The following is a 20,161-nucleotide window of genomic DNA, read 5'->3' on the forward strand; positions in this document are numbered from 1 at the left end:
GTCGGGGAAGTCGGGGGGGGGAGAAAGAATTTTCCCAATGACAACTGACAACTGACAACTGACCAATGACCAATGACTAAGAACCTGTGAGCATCATATAAGCGCCCCAAACTTGGGCAACGACGGCGATGACAGTAGACCAAATAGGATGAGGGCTATGAATTTTTTGGCCGCTTTGGGTTTCTAGGGTTTGGAGATCAATCCAGGGAGTTGCCCCACGTCGTAACCAACCTGTGACAGTGATTTGTCTGCCAATCAAGTCTTGAGGATTGAATGACCTTCCTAACCAGGGAATATGATGTAATTTCATTAAACCTTGGCTAGTTTGTAGAATTAGGTCTTGTGCTAAACAATTACCAATTCCAGGACGACCTAACAGTTTACCAGTAAACCGGATTTTAGCACTATCAATTGGTAAAATTGCCGGATCTGCTAATAGGCTGGTGAAGTTTTCGTCTTTTTGAGCATTTGCAGGTGTAATGTCGGGAAATAAGGCATTGATGCGGATGACTATGCCAATGCTAAAACCAATTAACATACAACCTGTTACAAAAGACCAATCGTCATAAATCCATTTTAAGTTTAATAAATGTAGGGTGTATGCTGTTTGCCAAACTAACCAAATCAGACCAGCGAAGACAATACTAAGGGGGATGCCCAACCAAGGGGCTATTTGTAAACAGAAGGTTTGGGGTTTGATGAGGATGGGTTGTGATGGGGTTGTTTGATACAGTTCAGTGTCTAAATGCCAATGGCGGGCTATGTCACAAAGACGTTCGAGGCGATCGCCTATGGCTGGATGACAACTGTTGATTGTTAACCATTGACGGTAGGGATGAAAATTTTCCCATTTTAAGAATGATTCAAAAGGTAGATGACCAGCGGTGCTACCCAAAACCATGCTGTGCTGGTATGCGACGGGCGAAAGCAGATTTAGACTTTCTAACTGCCAGCAGGTCTGTTCTTTTAGTCCAATATCATGGGCTACACCAATGGATATTTTTAGCAAGGCGCGAATTAGTCCATTGGGATTACCAGTAATTTCTGCAGATAGGCGATCGCTATGGTAAAGTCGTAAGCGAGAATTAAGTAAGGCTGTGCCTGTGAACAGACACCAAATTCCGTAGTTAATGGCGGCTAAAACTGTACCTGGCCAACGCCAAATTTTACTCTGATGTTGATTTCCCCAAACTGACACTTGCTGATATATGCCATAAAATGGCATGGTTACAAGTAGCACTAGAGACATCACTGCAAAGTCCCAACGCCCAATTTGCCCCAAGGATAAAGCATAAATGGCGGCTATTTCATCATCTGCCAATTGTTCTAATAAGCCTTGACTAACAGTTATTCTGGCTGTGCGGGGCAGGTTGCCATAACTGATAATCATGGGGGCAGCAATTGGTAAAATTCTCAGTTGGGGGATAGTCCAGCGTCTCTGTTGACAAGCCCTTTGTAATACTCTGAGTGTTTCCCGACTGTAGGAGTTTAATTTCTCTTTGGGTAACTCTTCTTGACCGGAAAATCTCGTTAGCGCCCAGTCGAGTAACCAAGGGGACGATACCATTAAGATTATAAATAACCCTAGAATCAAGTTACTAGAATCATGATATAAAATCTGAATGGGTTCTAAGTATGGCAGTTGATATAGAATTTGATTAATTGAATCCAGGACGAATTTCAGCACTTCTCGGCACGTCCAAAATAGTGCCATGAATGTGAAGAGGGCAAGCAGTCGGGAGGGGATAATATTAGGCTTGCGTAGAGGTTGCCAAACTTTAGCGCGTCTAGCATTTCGCCAATAAATACTAACGGGTTGAATATTATTATTACCATCAGCCCCAACATAGGCGGTTTGTGGCTGTTGTGAGGAATTGGTTAAACCGGAGATAAGTCCAGTCTTAGGTTTGCGGGGTTTTTTCTGCTGGTTTTTGCGTTTGTGCAGGTGTTCAAGAGCAAGTTTTGACCACTCTTGAACTTGAGGATTACTATTGGCAATCAAATTGTGGCACAGGGCGATCGCTTTGGAGACTTCGCCAGTGCGAGCATAGGACATAACTAACCCCACTCGTGCCTGTAAACAAATCTTTTCTTCGCTTTGATTTTTGGCTAGTGGTTCAAGGTTAGCGATCGCTGTATAGTAATTCCCCTGCTTGAGGGCAGCTAAACCAGCCTCTAAACATGATTCAGCATAGGAAGGCATACAAACTTTGATAATTTGTCAGTTGTTGGTTGTTAGTTGTCAGTTGTTAGTTGTCAGTTGTCAGTTGTCAGTTGTCAGTGGGAAGAAATATTCCCCCTGCCTGTTGCCTATTGCCTGTTGCCTATTGCCTCTTGCCTCTTGCCTCTAACTCTCTACTGATGGTTGATGGGAAAAGACGGGGGCGATCGCACTTAATTTCAACTCTGGATGATCACCTTCTAATTGTTGGCAATTCCATTCATTGCGGAATAACAACACAGGTCGTCCCATGCTATCTTTAACAGTGGTGGTATTAAATAAACGTCCCACCTGTTTTAAAGCTTCCCAACCACCAGAAACCCAACGGGCGACACTGTAGGGTAATAAATCAAGAATGGTTTCCACACCATACTCATTTTGTAAACGGAACTGGACCACCTCAAATTGCAACTGACCAACCGCTGCTAAAATTGGCTCACGCTTGGCTTCATCAGTTGAATACATAATTTGTACAGCCCCTTCCTCTCGTAATTCGGAAACACCTTTTTGGAACTGCTTAAATTTCGATGGGTTAGGGTTTCTTAAAGTAGCAAAAAGTTCCGGTGAGAAATAAGGAATTCCCTCATATTCTAGTTTCTGCCCTGTATAAATAGTATCGCCAATTGCGAAAACACCCGGATTATTTAAACCAATCACGTCCCCTGGATAAGCGACATCAATAGATTCTCTTTCTTGGGCAAATAGTTTTTGCGGACGAGAGAGACGAACAACTTTACCAGTTCGAGCATGATTTACTGTCATATCTTTTTCAAACTTACCTGTGCAAACCCGGACGAAAGCCACTCTATCCCGATGTTTGGGATCCATGTTGGCTTGGAGTTTGAAAATAAATCCGGTAAACTCTGGATAGGTAGGGGGAATATCGCCGACGCTGCTGCTATGTGTACCTGGTTTGAGGGCAAAGTCGAGGAAGTTTTTCAGGAATAATTCCACCCCAAAGTTGGTCATGGCGCTACCAAAAAACACTGGGGTCATTTTGCCGGCGTGTACCAGGTCTAAATCCAGTTCTGGACAAACTCCTTCTAAGAGTTCTAATTCGTCTTGTAGTTGGTGGTAAAGTTCTTTTTCTAGTAAGGTTTCCAGTTGGCGATCGCCTATATCGAGGATAGTATTTCGCGCTTCTTTGCTACCATGAGAACTGCGTTCAAATAAATGAACTTGCTGTTGTTGGCGGTCAAAAACTCCTTTAAAGCGATCGCCCATACCAATAGGCCAATTCACTGCATAAGTCTGTAATCCCAGTTCTTTCTCAATTTCATCCAACAAATCTATGGGTTCTCTACCTGGACGGTCAAGTTTATTCACAAAGGTGAAAATGGGAATCCCCCGCATTTTACAAACTTCAAACAATTTCCGGGTTTGCGGTTCTAAACCTTTAGCCGCATCAATCAGCATAACTGCATTATCTGCTGCTGCTAAAGTCCTATAGGTGTCTTCACTAAAATCTTGGTGTCCAGGAGTGTCGAGTAAATTAATTTGACAGTTACGATAGGCAAATTGTAACACGGTTGAAGTGACGGAAATTCCCCGTTGTTGTTCCATTGCCATCCAGTCAGAGGTTACTTTTCGCTGGTCTCTACGGGCTTTGACTGCTCCAGCTTCGTGGATAGCACCCCCGTATAATAGTAGTTTTTCGGTTAAGGTAGTTTTACCAGCATCAGGATGAGAAATAATCGCAAAGTTGCGACGCTGTTCCACTGCTTGACCTAGTTCTGTTTGCAGTTCAATGGACATATTTGTTATTTGTTTTTAACTTCATTCAATGTAATCTTTTTCAGGAGCAGGGAATAGGGAATAGGGAACAGGGAATAGGGAATAGGGAATAGGGAATAGGGAACAGGGAATAGGGAACAGGGAATAGGGAATAGGGAACAGGGAACAGGGAACAGGGAATAGGGAACAGGGAACAGGGAACAGGGAATAGGGAATAGGGAACAGGGAACAGGGAACAGGGAACAGGGAATAGGGAATAGGTAATTGGTGAAAACAATTCTTCTTTCTTCTTTCTTCTTTCTTCTTCCTCCTGAACTCCTGACTCGGTGACTCCTAAATTAATTAAAGTTTTCCCAATAGTTTGTAAGTTCTCAGTAACTTGGCATTTTCATCTGTTAGTAATTCCTGTAAGCTACTTATCTCATTTAATATCTCAATTTCTCGTTTACATTCTTCCTGTAATATCAATAAATATTTTTCTCTATCTTTTTCGTTATCAACCTGTTTGAGCATACAAATTGCCATGTTGATATTAGAAAGTGGATTGCGTAAGTCTTGAGAGACTTTATCGAGGAGACTCCCTCGCATTTGCGCTAGTTGCTGACAGTCTTGCAGTTCAGACCGATTTTTTTTGATTTCCTGTTCGAGTATTTCTAATTTTTGGGACTCTTGTAAATATGCTTGATTGGAAATTGAATGTCGTTTTAAACGAGAGTTAACTGCTTCTAATATCTCATGAGGCTGAAAAGGTTTGGTAATATAATCATCCGCACCTAATCCCATGCTTTGACGGAAATCATAGCGTTCTGCTTTAGCGGTGAGAAAAATGAAGGGGATATCAGCTAAGTTAGGATCACCTCTTAAATAGGGTGTGGTGAAAAATCAGGAGTCAGGAGAAATAAGAAAGAATAAGAAGGAGTAAAAAGGAGAATCATCAGACCTTGCGGTAAGTGGGAAACTCAGTTTACTTAATGCAAATGTAGTAAATTACACTTTTCATTAAAATAATTGTAGTATATCAAATTTAGTGTATACTGAGTAAAGTAAATGAACAAAAAAATTAACTACGGGGACATAGTGGCTCTAGAAGTATCTCTAGGGGAAGTATTACAGGCTTAATTGTTTATTAACCGCGATCGCTATGATTTTGCTCTCTCAGTATATACTGATTTTATCAAAAAATCATAAGTTAATATCCGACAGAATTTAACTGGATTGAGTTAGGGGATAAGGAAAAAATTTTGGAAAAATTGCCTAAGTGTACCACAATTTTAGTAATTGATGATGATCCGACCAATTTAGAAATTCTGGATTATACCCTGAGCGCGGCAGGTTACAATGTGCATACTGCAACCAACGGAGCAAATATAGTCCAGCAAATTCATTTCAGTATTCCTGATTTAATACTGTTGGATATTTTGTTGCCTGATATCAATGGATTTAAGCTGTGCCAGGGACTTAAATCCGACCCTGTAACTGAGTCAATTCCGATAATTTTCATGACAGCCTTAGCTGATACTGTAGATAAGGTTAAGGGGTTACATCTAGGCGCAGTAGATTATATTACTAAGCCATTTCAGAAAAAAGAATTGCTGGCTCGTGTACAAACCCATTTGCATTTACGGGAATTAAGTAAAACTTTAGAAATCAAGAATCAACAACTCACAGAACTGATAGAGGATTTAGAGCATAGAGTTATAGAACGAACAATAGAATTAAAACAAGCACTAGAAAAAGAAAAGGAATTAAACCAATTAAAATCCCGGTTTATTACAATGGCATCCCATCAGTTTCGCACACCTTTAGCTATTATTTCTTCATCTTCAGGGATTTTACAAGAATTTAGCGATCGCCTCAATGAAGAAAGAAAACAAGAACATCTACAAACAATCCAACACACCATTAAGCATATTACCCAAATCCTTGATGACGTTTTAATGATCAACCGTGCTGAAGCTGATAAAATAGAATTACATTTAGAAGCAGCAGATATTGTTGATTTTTGCCATCATCTCCAATCAGCAATAGCAGAGAGTAACAACCAACATACTATTAATTTTTCTGTAGATTTAGGCCAAGAAACAATTACCAATTCTCTAATTATCCAGTTTGATAAAAAACTCTTACAGCAAATTATTACTAATCTGCTAAATAACGCGATTAAATATTCGCCCAATCACAACTTAATTAAGTTTAGTTTAACTAAAGCAGATGATAAAATTATATTTAAAATTAGTGATCATGGCATCGGTATTCCAGAAGCCGATCAAGATAACTTATTTGCATCTTTTCACCGCGGCTCTAATGTCGGTAATATTGCTGGAACTGGCTTAGGACTTTCCATCGTGAAAAAATGTGTAGATTTGCACCAAGGGGAAATTAATATAGATAGTCAAATAGGTAAAGGAACAATAGTTACAATTACCATTCCTTATTTAATTGCCTAGAAATCTGTAATTTATTTTAAGTAGGTGAACACAATAAAACCAATCTGTGTAAAGAAAAGTAAAATCGCCCAAACCCTGTTCACTCTTGCCTCTTGCCTTTTGCCTTGCCATAACAACGATTTTCAATGCTAACCTACTTAGATGAAACTTATTAATCACAAGGAAGAAAATTTGAATACTTTACCTAATGGTGCCACAATTTTAGTAGTTGATGATAATCCAGTGAATTTAAAACTTTTGAACCATACCTTAAGCAGTGCTGGTTACAAGGTCAAAATAGAGGTAAATGGGCTAAATGTTATCCCACAAGTGAAGACTAGTATTCCTGATTTAATCGTACTAGATATTATGTTACCTGACCTTAGCGGATTTGAAATTTGCAAGCAACTTCAAGCTGATCCTCTGACTCGGAGTATTCCGATAATTTTTATAACAGCTTTAGCTGATACTGTGGATAAAGTCAAAGGTTTAAGTTTAGGTGCTGTAGATTATATTACCAAACCTTTTCAAAAAGAGGAATTACTGGCGCGTGTGCGAACTCATTTACATTTAAAGAGGTTAATTAAATCTTTAGAAATCCAGAACCAGGAACTTAGACAACTCACACAACAGAATGAGGATTTAGAACATAGAGTAGCAGAACGAACAGCAGAACTAAAGCAAGCACTAGAAAAAGAGAAGGAATTAAACCAATTAAAATCCCGGTTTATTACAATAGCATCTCACGAGTTTCGCACACCTTTAGCCATTATTGCTTCATCTTCGGGCATTTTACAAAAATTTAGCGATCGCCTCAATGAAGAAAGAAAACAAGAACATCTACAAACAATCCAACACACCATTAAGCATATTACCCAAATCCTTGATGACGTTTTAATGATCAACCGTGCTGAAGCTGATAAAATAGAATTACATTTAGAAGCAGCAGATATTGTTGATTTTTGCCATCATCTCCAATCAGCAATAGCAGAGAGCAACAACCAACATACTATTAATTTTTCTGTAGATTTAGGACAAGAAACAATTACCAATTCTCTAATTATCCAGTTTGATAAAAAACTCTTACAGCAAATTATTACTAATCTGCTAAATAACGCGATTAAATATTCGCCTAATCACAACTTAGTTAATTTTAGTTTAACTAAAGCAGATGATAAAATTATATTTAAAATTAGTGATCATGGCATCGGTATTCCAGAAGCCGATCAAGATAACTTATTTGCATCTTTTCACCGCGGCTCTAATGTCGGTAATATTGCTGGAACTGGCTTAGGACTTTCCATCGTGAAAAAATGTGTAGATTTGCACCAAGGGGAAATTAATATAGATAGTCAAATAGGCAAAGGAACAACAGTTACAATTACCATTCCTTATTTACAGCCAATTGCAGATCAATGAGGTACAGGATATAACTGCAAAGCCAGATACCAGGCCAGTTTTACTCTTGACTCGGTGACTTAGTTAAATAATTATCAGCACCAAGTTCCATCCTTCGACGTAAATCAGACTAATCTAGCAGTTAAGAAAATTATTAGCTAGTAAAAAAAATTTCAACTCTTCTATTGGTAAAGGATGACTGAAAAAATATCCTTGAATAACTTCACAATTATTTTGTTTCAACCAATTTACCTCTTCATTTGTTTCTACTCCTTCAGCAATAATATCAACCTTCAAAGTATTTGCTAACTGAATAATACTTTTTAGAATAGACTGTTTATTTTCAACCTTATCAACATTGATAATAAAATACCGATCTATTTTTAAATGACTAAAGGAAAATTCGTGCAAATATTTAAACGATGAATACCCTGTACCAAAGTCATCAATTGATACTTGAACTCCATAATTCTTTAAGGCATTTATTTTGTCTTTCACAAGTTCAATATCTTGAATAAACACCGTTTCTGTGAGTTCTAACTCTAATAGTTCTGGGTTAAAATTTTCCTCGCTAAGGATATCATTAATTTTTTGAACGAAATTTTCTTGTCTAAACTGAAAAGGGGATATATTTATGGCCAATTTAAAATTAGCTAATCCTTCTGCTTGTAAATTTTTTAATTGCTGACAAGCTCTTCTTAAAATCCATTTCCCCAGAGGAATAATGAAACCTGATTGTTCAGCAATAGGAATAAATTCTGCTGGATAAATCATACCATATTCTGGATGTTGCCAACGGATCAATGCTTCAATACCAACCACTTTTTTAGTTGTAACATTGATTTGTGGCTGATAATAAAGTTGAAATTCTTTGTTCTCGATTGCCTGCAAAAAATCAGATTCTAAAATAAGTCTTCTAAAAACAATATCCAGAATTTCTTGATTATAAAAACGACAGAAATTACCATTTTCTAATTTACAATGCTCCAAGGTGACTTCTGCATAAGTTAGCAATTCTCCTAATTGCAGCGCATCATTTGGATAACAAGCAATTCCAATTTTAGCTTGCACAGATATTTCCTGCTCATTAACAATTAAAGGTTGTGACAACCTATCTAAAATTTGTTGAGAAATATCACCAGCAATACTCCCATCTTCTACTGGCTTTAACAACAATGCTAATTGGTCATTTTCTAAATAAGCCATGAAACCAATAATCTGATTGGAAGAGTTTAGCTTATGTAATTGTGCAGCTACATCCTTCATTAACAAGTGTTTAAAACTTGAGTTGAATAATAATTTACTATGATAAACCAAGTTTATATCAATTAGTAACAACGGCAAAAATTGATTTTGATTGTCAGCTTGAAGACGGTTCTGATTAAAATACTCTTCTAAAAAAATTTGATTGGGTAAACCAGTTGAATTATCATGACGCATTAGATTATATATCTCAGTTTCCATTTGCTGAATCTGAGTTTTATAACGTTGGGTTAATAGTTGACGTTTTTCTAATCGTGTAGAAATAGCCTCAAGTAGTTCATTAACCTCAAAAGGCTTAGTTAAATAGTCATCTGCACCCAGTAGCATACCTTGACGCCGATCACGGTGTTCTGCTTTAGCAGTCAGAAAAATAAAAGGAATTTCTGCTGTCAGCGGCTTTCGACGTAGTGCTTCAATAAATCCATATCCATCTAATTTAGGCATCATCACATCGCAAAGAATTATGTCTGGGTGATGTTTATCTACCATGCGTAGTCCTTCTAATCCATCTGCTGCGGTGACGGTAATAAACCCATTTAGCTCAAGAATCTCCTGAATATTTTCTCTGATTTGACGCTCATCTTCAATAATCAAAATCATACTCATATAAGTAAATGGACATTAAAAATTATTGTTATGAGAAGGGAATAGAAAGGAACAGGGAACAGAGAAGAGGTTTTGGGTAACTTTACTTTTCGTTATCTGTCGGGATAGCTAAAACCCGATTTTAACATTTGCCAGTAATTTTTGCATCCTTACAAGTCAGAAATTATTCTATTTATGTAGCTTAGTTAATACTACTATTGCATAGCTCAGAAATTATATTTAATCTATGTATTTTCCAAAAATTAACCGTATAAAATATATAGTATGGGGATTCCTATATAGAGCTTGCTGATAGCGTAGCGTGGCGTTAGTCATATAAAGCCAAAACCGCTTATTAATAAAGGTTTTACAGATTTTTATCTCCAAAAAGTGCCAGGTTTTGGCCGATGGTGTCTCAAAATAGGTGCATTTTTCCTTGTCGGATTTAGAAAATTGAGGATATCCAGATAGTTGAAACTGTCACCTGTCCCTGTGGCGTAGCACCTGTCACCTCCCCTCACAGACAACTTATTCAGCAAACCCTATGTAAGAGCCAAAATTCTGAAAGACAACCATTCTCTGCAACCGTGATCTAAAATAGAGTCTTGTACACAATATTTTTAAAGTTGTCAAAAGTCTGCAACTACAAATACTGTGTGAACAAAAAATAAGTTTATTCTACACATTTCAATTCTATGAAAGCAGAAGTAATTGAATTAATAACAACGGTTTTCCATGTTTTAAAAGTTAATCTGCGCTGGATGACTTGGAATTTATTTTTGGCTTTTATCCCTTTGGCTTTAAGTGTTTGGCTATTTCGCAAAAACCGCGGAGGTTCATGGATTTGGTGGCTAGGATTTTTGAGTTTCTATGCTTTTCTACCAAACGCACCTTATTTATTAACTGATGTTATTCATTTAATAGATGATATTCGGCGAGTTCAGTCAGTATGGATGATTACATTAGTGTTAATACCTGTGTATTTTGTCGTCATTTTTGGCGGATTTGAAGCCTATGTTATATCTTTGATAAATTTAGGTTACTATTTACACCGAACGGGTAAAAGCAAATGGATTTTTTCTGTGGAATTGATGACTCATGCTCTTTCTGCTGTTGGTATTTATTGGGGAAGATTTTTACGGTTCAACAGTTGGGACTTTATTACTCAACCAGATGCGATAATCACCAAAGGTATAGAGGAAATACTTGGTAAACAGCCGTTGGTCATTATTATGATTACTTTTGTAATTCTTTGGGGTCTGTATTGGTTTATGAAACGAATTACTTTGGGTTTTGTTAACAATGGTGCTAACTCACAACTAAATGATCATCATATTCACAATACTAACTAATGACATACAGCAGAATTCAGGAGTCAGGAGTGAAATTGGTTTGCTGTTCCAATACTTGTCAGTTAAGCTCAGAAAATAGAATTACCTAGGTTGGGTTGTGGAACGTAAACGTTTGCGGAGCAATCGGAACGTTCACGAAGTGTGGCGATAGCTTGCGTGGCGATGTAGGAGCCATAGCCATAACCCAACATTTACCAGTATTTGTTGGGTTGCTGTCCGACTTTGAATTTAGATTCTGTAACTTATTAATCTACTGTAAATTGAATATCCCTGATTTCTTAAAGAAGTTGGGGATATCAACAAAAAATTCCTATTTAGATTTAAAATAGAAAAGCAAATATAAAAAACTATAAAAAGTGAAATTGGTGAAACAGCGATTAGATACATTATTAGTAGATTTGGGATTATGTGCTTCCCGTCAACAAGCACAGCGGCTAATTCAAGCTGGAGAAGTAACTGTCAATCAACATAAAATTGATAAAGTCGGGACAGAAGTGGATATTACCGCCCAAATTCAAGTTAAAGAACGTCCTCCTTTTGTGTCTCGTGGTGGGGAAAAACTGGTCAAAGCTTTAGAATGTTTTGGAATTTCTGTAACTGACAGAATTTGTTTAGACGGGGGAATTTCTACAGGTGGATTTACAGATTGTTTATTACAAGCCGGCGCAAAACAAGTTTATGGTGTAGATGTTGGTTATGGACAAGTTGACTGGAAAATCAGAAACAATGAACGAGTAATTTTAAAAGAACGGACGAATTTACGCCAACTACAACCAGCAGAATTATATGCTGAAAATGCCATATTTCCTGATTTGATAGTTGTGGATGTTTCCTTTATTTCTTTAACCAAAATTTTGCCGGCGGTATGGCAATTAACACAAGCTCCCAGAGAGGCTGTATTGCTGGTAAAACCACAATTTGAAGTTGGCAAGTCTCGGATAGGTAAAAAAGGCGTTGTCCGCGATTCTGATGACCAAGGAGATGCAATTTTTAATGTGATGAAAGGGGCGTTAGAATTAGGATGGAAATATCAGGGTTTAACTTATTCACCAATAACAGGCCCTGCGGGAAATATTGAATATCTTTTATGGTTGGGAATGGAAAGCGAAATTATCCCTCCAACTTTAGCAGCAATTCAAGAAATTACTAAACAAGTCATGCAGGAGTTTGGGAAAAAATGATGAATAATCAAGGTTTTAGTTGGTGTTTTGGGTTGGCACTTACTTCGCCTCTAATCTTGTCATCATCGTCACCTCCTAAGTAAAGTTCTAGAGCTAACAAGGTCTTGTATGAGTTGACATAGACCTAATGGCTATTTATCTGTTTTTTATCTGGCTATTAATGTCAGTTGCTAGTTAGGCGACGGGTGAAATCGCTACCATTACACAGAGTAAATGCGTAGTTGTAGCTCTTGGGGGATGGTATCGTTAGGCTCGTTAAAAGAATTGCTCAGTATCAGTACAGGCAAAAAAAGTTGTGAAAATTGACAAATTAAAGCTATGATTTATTACATCAACGTAATATAATAGAAAGTGAGTTGGGAAATAGAATATACGAATGAGTTTGATATTTGGTGGCAAACTCTTAGAGAAGAGCAACAAGATGATATTGTCAGCGTTGTTCAACTACTTGAAGAAAAGGGAACACAATTACCCTTTCCTTATTCATCCGATGTCAAAGGTGCAAAAAACTCTCACCTGAGAGAGTTACGTATTCAAAGTCGCGGTAAACCAATCAGAGTATTTTATGCTTTTGATCCGCGACGAGTGGCAATTTTACTTATTGGTGGAGATAAAACAGGAGATAAGCGATTTTATGAAAAATATGTTCCCATAGCAGATCGTCTTTATGAAGAATATCTGCAAGAAATTAGTCAGGAGGGTTTAATATGACAGGACATAAAAAGTTTAGTAATCTTACTAAAGATTTATCGGCAGAAAGAAAAGCCAAAATTGCTACTCAAACAGCTAAATTAAAAGAGGAAATGGCATTAGCTGAATTACGCCAAGCTTTAAAAATATCTCAAGCTCAATTAGCTGAAAAGTTGCAAATTAAACAACCTGCTATTTCTAGATTAGAGAATCGTACTGATATGTATGTTAGTCATCTCCGACAAGTTATTGAAGCTATGGGAGGAGAGTTGAAAATAACGGCAATATTCCCTGATGTTGAAGTAACAATTACTAATTTTGAAAATTTGGCAATGGATATTGATGAGTAGGAGTTGAAGATAGAGAAAAAATTGAGATTTTTTAATTTTTAGAGTTTTGCTAAAATGTAAATGGCTATAAACCAAGGAAATATTCAGCTATGACACTTGCTAATTTATCAATTCCTCAACAATATACACTTGATATTGAACCAGAAGGACGTTTAACTTTACCTAAAGAAATCCAAACCATGCTGAATTTAGAATCAGGAGATAGATTAATTTTAACTCTGGAAGATAATGGAAGACTCCAATTAGTCAGCCTCAAACAACAAGTTAAAAAATTAAGAGGTTTATTAAAAGATAAATCACCTGATAGAAACTTAGTAGATGAACTTATCCAGGAACGGAGACAGGAGTATTTAAGTGAATAAATCTGTGTTAGATGCTTCTGCCTTTTTAGCTTATCTTAGAGATGAACCAGGAGCGGAAATTGTAGAAAATGCGTTGATTGATGGGTGCTATATCAGTATTATTAATTGGGTAGAGGTATTGTCAAAAGTTGTTGATTTAGGAGAATCACAGCAAAATTAAACTTGTATTGCTTTGAGATAAAGGGCAATAGGGCGATCGCTGACTTGTTAATTCATTTTTTGATTTGTGATAACGGAGTGCGCCACTTTCAATTATTTTAGCCCTACTATACTAAAATTCTCTCAACCAAAATCTGATTCATAATTTGCTGCTTCAAGGAAGCCGCCGCAACTGAAGCAATATTTTCCCAATCGTTTTCTGTCAACATTACCCCAAGCAATTCGCGCAATACCTGATGATTAGAAATAAATTCCTCACCAAAAAGTTCATCACTCTGCAACACAGCTTGAATATGTTCTTTAACAGTAGATGTAGGTAGCCTGAATCTTTCCAGTAACTTCTCTCTGGCGGTAGCAGATACTATAGAAGTGGCAGTTCCTAAATTCCAATCTTTAAGCAACAAACGCACTTCTCGATTCAAAGAAATCCGCAAAGTTTTTAAACGATAAAACAATTCGGGATTAAGCAACAGTTGACTAAAACCAGAACCCCAATCTAAACCAGCACCAATATTACCCCCTACTTCTTCCTCAGCTTGGATACTTTTTCTCAACCATTCTTCATTAAGTAATAAATCCATCGGGGTTGCTAATTCTTGGTTAGAGGTGAAAGGAATATAATTAGATTCTTGCTGACTCATTACTTACCCTCACTGCTTTTGTTATAAGAACGCCATACACCGTACTCAAAATAAACCGTGATTTTTTAGCAGCTTGACAGATAAATGTGTTTGATGGTATAAACAGTAAAGATTCGTTATACCAGATTTTGTTTATGCTTGATAAGGTTGTTGACGCATTAATTGGGGAAACAGTACATAAAGTCTTAGATAAATTAAAGTATAGCGAAATACGATTACGATTGTTAAATAAATTTGGTTTAAAATCAGATACACCACCAAATGATTTTGATGGTGTTTATGTTTATACTTTAATTGAGTATGGTGTAGGTAAACAAAAAGTTATTTTACAGTTAATTTTACAGTTATTTAAAGAAAAAGAAATTAAAGAAGAGTTTCAGCAAGCATTTAGTCAAAATAGAAGTTTTAATATTCAAACATTAGATAATTTTATTCAAAGTTCTGATATTGGCAATAAAATCAAACATCAAAATATTGATTATCGCCGAGAATTGACTGAATTTGCCCGGTTATTTGTAGAAATTGCCAAACGAGCCAGAACAGCAACGGAAATTTTACAAGACCATAAATTAGATAGTTTACAAAATAGTTTAAATCAAATTCGGGAACAAATTAACCAACTTAGTTTACCAGAACTTCAAAAACAAATTGCTCAATTAGTCCAAAGTCAACAGCAATTATTACCACCTGGGGAAATTGTCAGAGAAACAGAATTAGCTAAACAATTAAAAAAATGGTTTAAAGCACTGGGTTATTATTTTGAACCTCACGAAGTCTTAGAAAAAGATTATTTTGAATGGATTATTAATATTCCCAACAACTGGGGAGGATATGACCGGATTTTGATTCACGGAGTCGAAGCAGAAGCGGGAATTAATGATATTAATGCAGTAAAACAAGCTGTAGAAACTCAAAAAGTTGATGGAGGTTGGATTGTCGCACCCCGTCGAGTTAGTAAAGCAGCTATAGACAAACTTGAAAAAGATGAAAATAAACATATTCTTTGTAAGACCTTTGATGAATTAATTGAAGATAAGGCTAATTTTAGTGGTTATTTTGATTGGTTAGAAACAGAAGTCAAAAGCAGAGGAATTGATCAATATTATGTCCCTTTAGCTTGTACCAAAGAAGAAATTAATCCCCAAACTAAGCAGCGAATAGGAATTAGTCATTATGGTAAAGAAGACGATTGGATTGAGGGTTATATTAATCAATGGTTAGATGACCCAGTTAAAGAACATTTATCGGTTTTAGGGGAATTTGGTACAGGTAAAACTTGGTTTGCTTTCCATTATGCTTGGTTGGCTTTGAAAAAATATTTAGAAGCAAAAAAGAAAGGTACTCAAAGACCGCGTATTCCTTTAGTGATTCCTTTAAGAGATTATGCTAAGGCGGTGAGTATTGAATCTCTATTTTCTGAGTTCTTTTTTCGTAAACATAACATTGGTTTATCGGGATATTCTGCCTTTGAACAACTTAACCGCATGGGGAAATTATTATTAATTTTTGATGGCTTTGACGAAATGGCCGCATGGGTAGACCGTCAAGCAATGATTAATAATTTCTGGGAATTAGCAAAAGTTGTGGGAACAGCAGGAACAAAGGCAATTTTAACTTGTCAGACTGAACATTTTCCAGAAGCATTGGAAGGACGCAGCCTGTTAAATGCAGAATTACAAGCATCTACTTCTAATCTAACGGGAGAACCACCCCAATTTGAAGTTTTAGAATTAGAAAAAAAACCTGTGGATATTTCCCGTGTTTATCTCTATGCAGTACGGCACAAAATGGAACGAGATATTAAAGCTGACCGGACTTTTACCTCAATGGCAGATAAATTATATTTCCTGTGTGAATTATCCTGGGAAATGCTGTCAACTGATAAAATGACTCTGAATTATAAAGAATTTCCTGATTTAATTCGTAGTTATTTTGGTGAAACGGTACAGGAACAAAAAGATTTAGATCATTGGCATCATGACATGATGGGACAAACCATGTTAATTACAAATGCTGATGGTGATTATTATCCTGCCCATCGTTCATTATTAGAATTTTTTGTATCCTATAAATTGGGACGAGAATTAGGGATTTTAGCAGCAGATTTTCAGGAAGTTGCGGAGGATCTTCCCTACGACAAAGGAACAACAGATTTAAGTCAAACTTTTGGGAAAACTCTATTAGCCAAAGCCGTCTTAGATTTAATGTTTTCCATGTTGTCAACAACAGCAAATCAACGTTTATTAGAAGTAGTCAAAGCCACTAAAGGTAAAACCGAAACAATCGCAGGTTACTGTGGTAGTAATGCGGTGCAGTTGCTACTCAAAGGTAGTCGGTTTGCTTTAGAAAGACAAGATTTGAGTCAAACGGTAATTAAAAATGTAGATTTCAGCCAGGCTAGTTTATACAATGTAAATTTAACTAATGCCAATTTAAAAGAATCAGTCTTTGCGACAGAATTAACTTCAGTTTTTGCTGTGGCCTTTAGTCCTGATGGTAAAGTGCTGGCTACAGGAGAAAAAGATGGTAAAGTTAGACTGTGGAATGTCATTACTGGCAGGGAGTTTTTAGCCCTAACAGGTCATAGTGATTCCGTTAACTCAGTAGCCTGGAGTAGAGATGGTCTAACATTGGCTACTGGTAGTTGTGATAATACGGTGAAACTGTGGAATGTGCAGACTGGGGACTGTGTGCGGACGCTAGAGGGTCATATTAATTCAGTTTTATCAGTAGCCTGGAGTGGAGATAGTCAGACCTTGGCTAGTGGTAGTGACGATAGAAGCGTGAAACTGTGGAATGTGCAGACAGGAGACTGTGTGCGGACGCTAAAAGGTCATAGGAATCAGGTCAAATCAGTAGCTTGGAGTGGAGATGGTCTGACCTTGGCTAGTGGTGGTGATAATACGGTGAAACTGTGGGATGTGCAGACTGGGAAACGTGTGCAGACGCTAAAGGGTCATACCCGTTCGGTTTACTCAGTAGCCTGGAGTCCAGATGGTCAAACCTTGGCTAGTGGTAGTTTGGATAAACGGGTGAAACTGTGGGATGTACAGACTGGGGAATGTGTGCGGACGCTAAAGGGTCATACTCATTGGGTTTGGACAGTAGCCTGGAGTCCAGATGGTCAGACCTTGGCTAGTGGTGGTGATAATACGGTGAAACTGTGGGATGTGCAGACAGGAGACTGTGTGCGGACTTTACATTGTCATCGCCGTTGGGTTAGGTCAGTAGCCTGGACTGGAGATGGTCTGACCTTGGCTAGTGGTAGTGGTGAAACAGTGAAACTGTGGGATGTGCAGACAGGAGACTGTGTGCGGACGCTAGAGGGTCATAGTATTTCGGTTTACTCAGTAGCCTGGAGTCCAGATGGTCAGACCTTGGCTAGTAGTAGTGATAATGCGGTGAAACTGTGGAATGTGCAGACTGGGGACTGTGTGCGATCTTTAGAGGGTCATAGTATTTGGGTTAGGTCAGTAGCCTGGAGTCCAGATGGTCAGACCTTGGCTAGTAGTAGTGATGAAACCGTGAAACTGTGGAATGTGCAGACTGGGGACTGTGTGGGGACGCTAGAGGTTCATAGTATTTGGGATAACTCAGTAGCCTGGAGTCCAGATAGTCAGACCTTGGCTAGTGTTAGTTTGTATAAAAGGGTGAAACTGTGGGATGTACAGACTGGGGACTGTGTGCGGACGCTAAAGGGTCATAGCGATTGGGTTAACTCAGTAGCCTGGAGTGGAGATGGTCTGACCTTGGCTAGTGGTAGTCGTGATAATACGGTGAAACTGTGGGATGTGCAGACTGGGAAATGTGTGCGGACTTTACAGGGTCATAGCGATACGGTTAACTCAGTCGCCTGGAGTGGAGATAGTTTGACCTTGGCTAGTGGTAGTGGTGATAATGCGGTGAAACTCTGGAATGTGCAGACTGGGAAATGTGTGCGGACTTTACAGGGTCATCGCAGTTCGGTTACGTCAGTAGCCTGGAGTGGAGATAGTTTGACCTTGGCTAGTGGTAGTTATGATGAAACGGTGAAACTGTGGGATGTGCAGACTGGGGACTGTGTGGGAACCCTAGAGGGTCATCGCAGTTCGGTTTTGTCAGTAGCCTGGAGTGGAGATGGTCTGACCTTGGCTAGTGGTAGTGATGATAATACGGTGAAACTGTGGGATGTGCAGACTGGGGACTGTTTCGCTACCTTTGACCATAGGTTATATGCAGGGTTGAAGATTCAGGGGGTGAAGGGGTTAAGCCGTGCGGAAATCTTAACTTTGAAGGCGTTGGGGGCTGTAGAATAGGGGGTTTTATATATGTACTTGAATCTCTTACTTTTACTCTTGACTAAATATCTGGTGAAAATTAAATATGTGTGATCTCAAACCAATGTAGAGACGTTCCATGGGTAGGGATTCTCGTCTCTACATTCTTCTTGATCTCAATCTAAATCAAAGATCGTAAATCAAACACTCCAAAGCATCTGGATACATTTCGCAGTAGTCTTCTAGGGCTGTTTTGCGGTGTTTTGCTTGTTTTTGATGGGCTTTTTCTGCTTGTAATTCTTCGACAATATCCCAAGCTACTGCACAATTAGCGGAATTATTACCATTTTCTGTACAGGTTGTCCGCGCTTCTGTAATGGCTTCAAGAATTGCTGCTTCAATGGGTTTTTTACCATTGATAACTTCGTTTAGGGATACCATGATCATGTTACCTTTGTTGACGAAAATAAAGGTTAATTAGGAATTTTAAGGATTGCTAATGAAGAGAATTACTCATAATTGGTAAACTCTTTTTCAGAGTAACAATTCCAATAATTATTTTTAGTTAATTTATATACTTTTTGATTCTATGATGATATAATCATGGCTTAATTATTCACTAATGAAGTTTTAGCAATGCTAAATTATTAAATAATCCAAATATTTTAGTTATAATTTAAACAGAGTATCTGTAACTTATAATTATGCGTGAATTAGCACTTCAATCTCAATCTTTACGTGAAGCCTGGGAACAAGGGTTACAAGAAGGTTTAACTCAAGTTGCACTCAATATGCTACAAGAAGGTATTGATTTATCTCTAGTAGCTAAACTAACTAATCTACCACTTGAAAAGATTCAAAATTTGCAAGTTAGTAATGTAGATGATTTGGAAATTTTAGTAAAAGATTTTCTTGAGTTAAGTGAATCATCACTCAATAAAGTTTGGCTTGAACCAGAAGAAGACGAAGCTTGGAAGGATTTATAGAATTTATGCTTATGGAAAAATTTGCTAAAGGTGACGTTATCTCTGTACCTTTTCCATTTTCTGACGCATCTGCTACTAAAAGAAGACCTGCCTTGATTATAGCAGAATCAGATAGTAATAATATTATTTTCTGTCCTATTACCAGTAAACCAGGTAGAGAATATGAAATTAAGTTAGAAGACCAGGATTTTATGTTTGGTAAACTTAATTTAAGTCCCTGTTATATTCGTCCTAACATCATTGCAACAGTTGACAAAAGTAATGTTATTAGGAATATCGGAAAATTAAGGGATGAAAAAATAAATCAAGTTATTGCTACCATTATTGAAATTTTACAAAAGCCTTGTGAACCTACACTTCCAGCATCAAAAGCATGGAAAAGAGGTAAAAATCCCAAATCATAAAGTTTGTGATGGTTACTTAGAGGTTGTTTGAAAAGTATCAGATGAAACCCATAATCTCCAAAAACCTAACCCCCCTGCCCCCCTTCCCTACCAGGGAATGGGGTTTTCAAAGCCTCTCCCCGCGTCGGGGAGAGGTTTGGAGAGGGGTCAATT

At 37.6% G+C, this 20,161-nt stretch carries 17 protein-coding genes and 1 pseudogene; 12 read left to right on the forward strand and 6 right to left on the reverse strand.

What is annotated here, in order from left to right:
• Nucleotides 1–76: 76 nt before the first annotated feature.
• The 3 genes from IQ226_RS13900 to IQ226_RS13910 form a co-directional block, all read right to left on the reverse strand.
• The gene (locus IQ226_RS13900; protein ID WP_193896249.1) at nucleotides 77–2,203 is read right to left on the reverse strand and encodes a M48 family metalloprotease; all 2,127 of its coding nucleotides are present in this window, start codon (nucleotides 2,201–2,203) and stop codon (nucleotides 77–79) included.
• A gap of 144 nt (nucleotides 2,204–2,347) precedes the next feature.
• The gene (locus IQ226_RS13905) at nucleotides 2,348–3,976 is read right to left on the reverse strand and encodes a peptide chain release factor 3 (protein WP_193896251.1); all 1,629 of its coding nucleotides are present in this window, start codon (nucleotides 3,974–3,976) and stop codon (nucleotides 2,348–2,350) included.
• 321 nt (nucleotides 3,977–4,297) lie between these two features.
• Nucleotides 4,298–4,738: a histidine kinase dimerization/phospho-acceptor domain-containing protein gene (locus IQ226_RS13910; RefSeq protein ID WP_193896253.1), complete on the reverse strand. Its 441-nt coding sequence runs from the start codon at nucleotides 4,736–4,738 to the stop codon at nucleotides 4,298–4,300.
• A 458-nt stretch (nucleotides 4,739–5,196) separates the two neighbouring features.
• On the opposite strand from IQ226_RS13910, the gene IQ226_RS13915 reads away from it, so the two are divergent.
• The 3 genes and pseudogenes from IQ226_RS13915 (at nucleotide 5,197) to IQ226_RS13920 (ending at nucleotide 7,800) form a co-directional block, all read left to right on the forward strand.
• Nucleotides 5,197–6,402 (forward strand): hybrid sensor histidine kinase/response regulator, encoded by a 1,206-nt coding sequence (locus tag IQ226_RS13915; RefSeq protein ID WP_193896255.1) that lies wholly within the window; start codon nucleotides 5,197–5,199, stop codon nucleotides 6,400–6,402.
• Between the two features lie 141 nt (nucleotides 6,403–6,543).
• Nucleotides 6,544–6,948 (forward strand): annotated as a pseudogene (locus IQ226_RS25960) (response regulator); the annotation flags it as partial.
• A complete protein-coding gene (locus tag IQ226_RS13920) occupies nucleotides 6,934–7,800 on the forward strand; it encodes a sensor histidine kinase (protein ID WP_370567147.1) in 867 nt (288 codons plus the stop codon). The pseudogene IQ226_RS25960 and the gene IQ226_RS13920, both read left to right, overlap by 15 nt.
• A 114-nt stretch (nucleotides 7,801–7,914) precedes the next feature.
• On the opposite strand, the gene IQ226_RS13925 is transcribed toward IQ226_RS13920, so the two are convergent.
• Entirely contained in the window at nucleotides 7,915–9,642 is a 1,728-nt protein-coding gene (locus IQ226_RS13925) for a bifunctional diguanylate cyclase/phosphodiesterase (RefSeq protein ID WP_255539967.1), read from the reverse strand.
• A 680-nt stretch (nucleotides 9,643–10,322) separates the two neighbouring features.
• Between IQ226_RS13925 and IQ226_RS13930 the strand changes: the two genes are divergently transcribed.
• From IQ226_RS13930 to IQ226_RS13955, 6 genes are all read left to right on the forward strand, one after another.
• Entirely contained in the window at nucleotides 10,323–10,979 is a 657-nt protein-coding gene (locus tag IQ226_RS13930) for a DUF1361 domain-containing protein (protein ID WP_193896261.1), read from the forward strand.
• Nucleotides 10,980–11,341: 362 nt separating this feature from the next.
• Nucleotides 11,342–12,160, forward strand: a complete 819-nt coding sequence (locus IQ226_RS13935) for a TlyA family RNA methyltransferase (RefSeq protein ID WP_193896319.1) — start codon at nucleotides 11,342–11,344, stop codon at nucleotides 12,158–12,160.
• 351 nt (nucleotides 12,161–12,511) lie between these two features.
• Nucleotides 12,512–12,871 (forward strand): type II toxin-antitoxin system RelE/ParE family toxin, encoded by a 360-nt coding sequence (locus tag IQ226_RS13940; protein ID WP_027402964.1) that lies wholly within the window; start codon nucleotides 12,512–12,514, stop codon nucleotides 12,869–12,871.
• Nucleotides 12,868–13,200: an XRE family transcriptional regulator gene (locus IQ226_RS13945; RefSeq protein WP_027402965.1), complete on the forward strand. Its 333-nt coding sequence runs from the start codon at nucleotides 12,868–12,870 to the stop codon at nucleotides 13,198–13,200. Before IQ226_RS13940 ends, IQ226_RS13945 begins: the two co-directional genes overlap by 4 nt.
• Before the next feature lie 89 nt (nucleotides 13,201–13,289).
• The gene (locus IQ226_RS13950) at nucleotides 13,290–13,562 is read left to right on the forward strand and encodes an AbrB/MazE/SpoVT family DNA-binding domain-containing protein (protein ID WP_193896263.1); all 273 of its coding nucleotides are present in this window, start codon (nucleotides 13,290–13,292) and stop codon (nucleotides 13,560–13,562) included.
• A complete protein-coding gene (locus IQ226_RS13955) occupies nucleotides 13,555–13,722 on the forward strand; it encodes a PIN domain-containing protein (RefSeq protein WP_370567145.1) in 168 nt (55 codons plus the stop codon). The genes IQ226_RS13950 and IQ226_RS13955 overlap by 8 nt, the downstream gene beginning before the upstream one ends.
• Nucleotides 13,723–13,828: 106 nt before the next feature.
• Here IQ226_RS13955 and IQ226_RS13960 read toward each other — a convergent pair whose 3' ends face one another.
• Nucleotides 13,829–14,362, reverse strand: coding sequence for a hypothetical protein (locus tag IQ226_RS13960; protein WP_193896265.1), 534 nt, complete (start codon nucleotides 14,360–14,362; stop codon nucleotides 13,829–13,831).
• Nucleotides 14,363–14,496: 134 nt separating this feature from the next.
• Here IQ226_RS13960 and IQ226_RS13965 point away from each other — a divergent pair, with 134 nt between their 5' ends.
• Nucleotides 14,497–18,657 (forward strand): WD40 repeat domain-containing protein, encoded by a 4,161-nt coding sequence (locus IQ226_RS13965; protein ID WP_193896266.1) that lies wholly within the window; start codon nucleotides 14,497–14,499, stop codon nucleotides 18,655–18,657.
• A 147-nt stretch (nucleotides 18,658–18,804) separates the two neighbouring features.
• Here the strand turns inward: IQ226_RS13965 and IQ226_RS13970 are convergent, their stop codons facing one another.
• Nucleotides 18,805–19,065, reverse strand: a complete 261-nt coding sequence (locus IQ226_RS13970; protein ID WP_035082515.1) for a Calvin cycle protein CP12 — start codon at nucleotides 19,063–19,065, stop codon at nucleotides 18,805–18,807.
• Nucleotides 19,066–19,322: 257 nt separating this feature from the next.
• Here IQ226_RS13970 and IQ226_RS13975 point away from each other — a divergent pair, with 257 nt between their 5' ends.
• Nucleotides 19,323–19,604, forward strand: a complete 282-nt coding sequence (locus IQ226_RS13975; RefSeq protein ID WP_027402973.1) for a hypothetical protein — start codon at nucleotides 19,323–19,325, stop codon at nucleotides 19,602–19,604.
• 11 nt (nucleotides 19,605–19,615) lie between these two features.
• Nucleotides 19,616–20,008 carry a type II toxin-antitoxin system PemK/MazF family toxin gene (locus tag IQ226_RS13980; protein WP_228039440.1) on the forward strand — a complete coding sequence of 131 codons (393 nt, stop codon included), beginning with the start codon at nucleotides 19,616–19,618 and terminating at the stop codon, nucleotides 20,006–20,008.
• The last annotated feature ends 153 nt before the right edge of the window (nucleotides 20,009–20,161 follow it).

The organism is Dolichospermum sp. LEGE 00240 (assembly GCF_015207875.1).
Classification (GTDB): domain Bacteria; phylum Cyanobacteriota; class Cyanobacteriia; order Cyanobacteriales; family Nostocaceae; genus Dolichospermum; species Dolichospermum gracile.

What these genes read in the sequence shown, in the direction of transcription:
- IQ226_RS13900 (WP_193896249.1), bottom strand. Translation starts at nt 2,203, where the DNA reads ATGCCTTCCTATGCTGAATCATGTTTAGAGGCTGGTTTAGCTGCCCTC.
- IQ226_RS13945 (WP_027402965.1), top strand. Translation starts at nt 12,868, where the DNA reads ATGACAGGACATAAAAAGTTTAGTAATCTTACTAAAGATTTATCGGCA.
- IQ226_RS13950 (WP_193896263.1), top strand. Translation starts at nt 13,290, where the DNA reads ATGACACTTGCTAATTTATCAATTCCTCAACAATATACACTTGATATT.
- IQ226_RS13970 (WP_035082515.1), bottom strand. Translation starts at nt 19,065, where the DNA reads ATGATCATGGTATCCCTAAACGAAGTTATCAATGGTAAAAAACCCATT.
- IQ226_RS13905 (WP_193896251.1), bottom strand. Translation starts at nt 3,976, where the DNA reads ATGTCCATTGAACTGCAAACAGAACTAGGTCAAGCAGTGGAACAGCGT.
- IQ226_RS13965 (WP_193896266.1), top strand. Translation starts at nt 14,497, where the DNA reads ATGCTTGATAAGGTTGTTGACGCATTAATTGGGGAAACAGTACATAAA.
- IQ226_RS13910 (WP_193896253.1), bottom strand. Translation starts at nt 4,738, where the DNA reads ATGGGATTAGGTGCGGATGATTATATTACCAAACCTTTTCAGCCTCAT.
- IQ226_RS13930 (WP_193896261.1), top strand. Translation starts at nt 10,323, where the DNA reads ATGAAAGCAGAAGTAATTGAATTAATAACAACGGTTTTCCATGTTTTA.
- IQ226_RS13960 (WP_193896265.1), bottom strand. Translation starts at nt 14,362, where the DNA reads ATGAGTCAGCAAGAATCTAATTATATTCCTTTCACCTCTAACCAAGAA.
- IQ226_RS13925 (WP_255539967.1), bottom strand. Translation starts at nt 9,642, where the DNA reads ATGATTTTGATTATTGAAGATGAGCGTCAAATCAGAGAAAATATTCAG.
- IQ226_RS13975 (WP_027402973.1), top strand. Translation starts at nt 19,323, where the DNA reads ATGCGTGAATTAGCACTTCAATCTCAATCTTTACGTGAAGCCTGGGAA.
- IQ226_RS13980 (WP_228039440.1), top strand. Translation starts at nt 19,616, where the DNA reads ATGGAAAAATTTGCTAAAGGTGACGTTATCTCTGTACCTTTTCCATTT.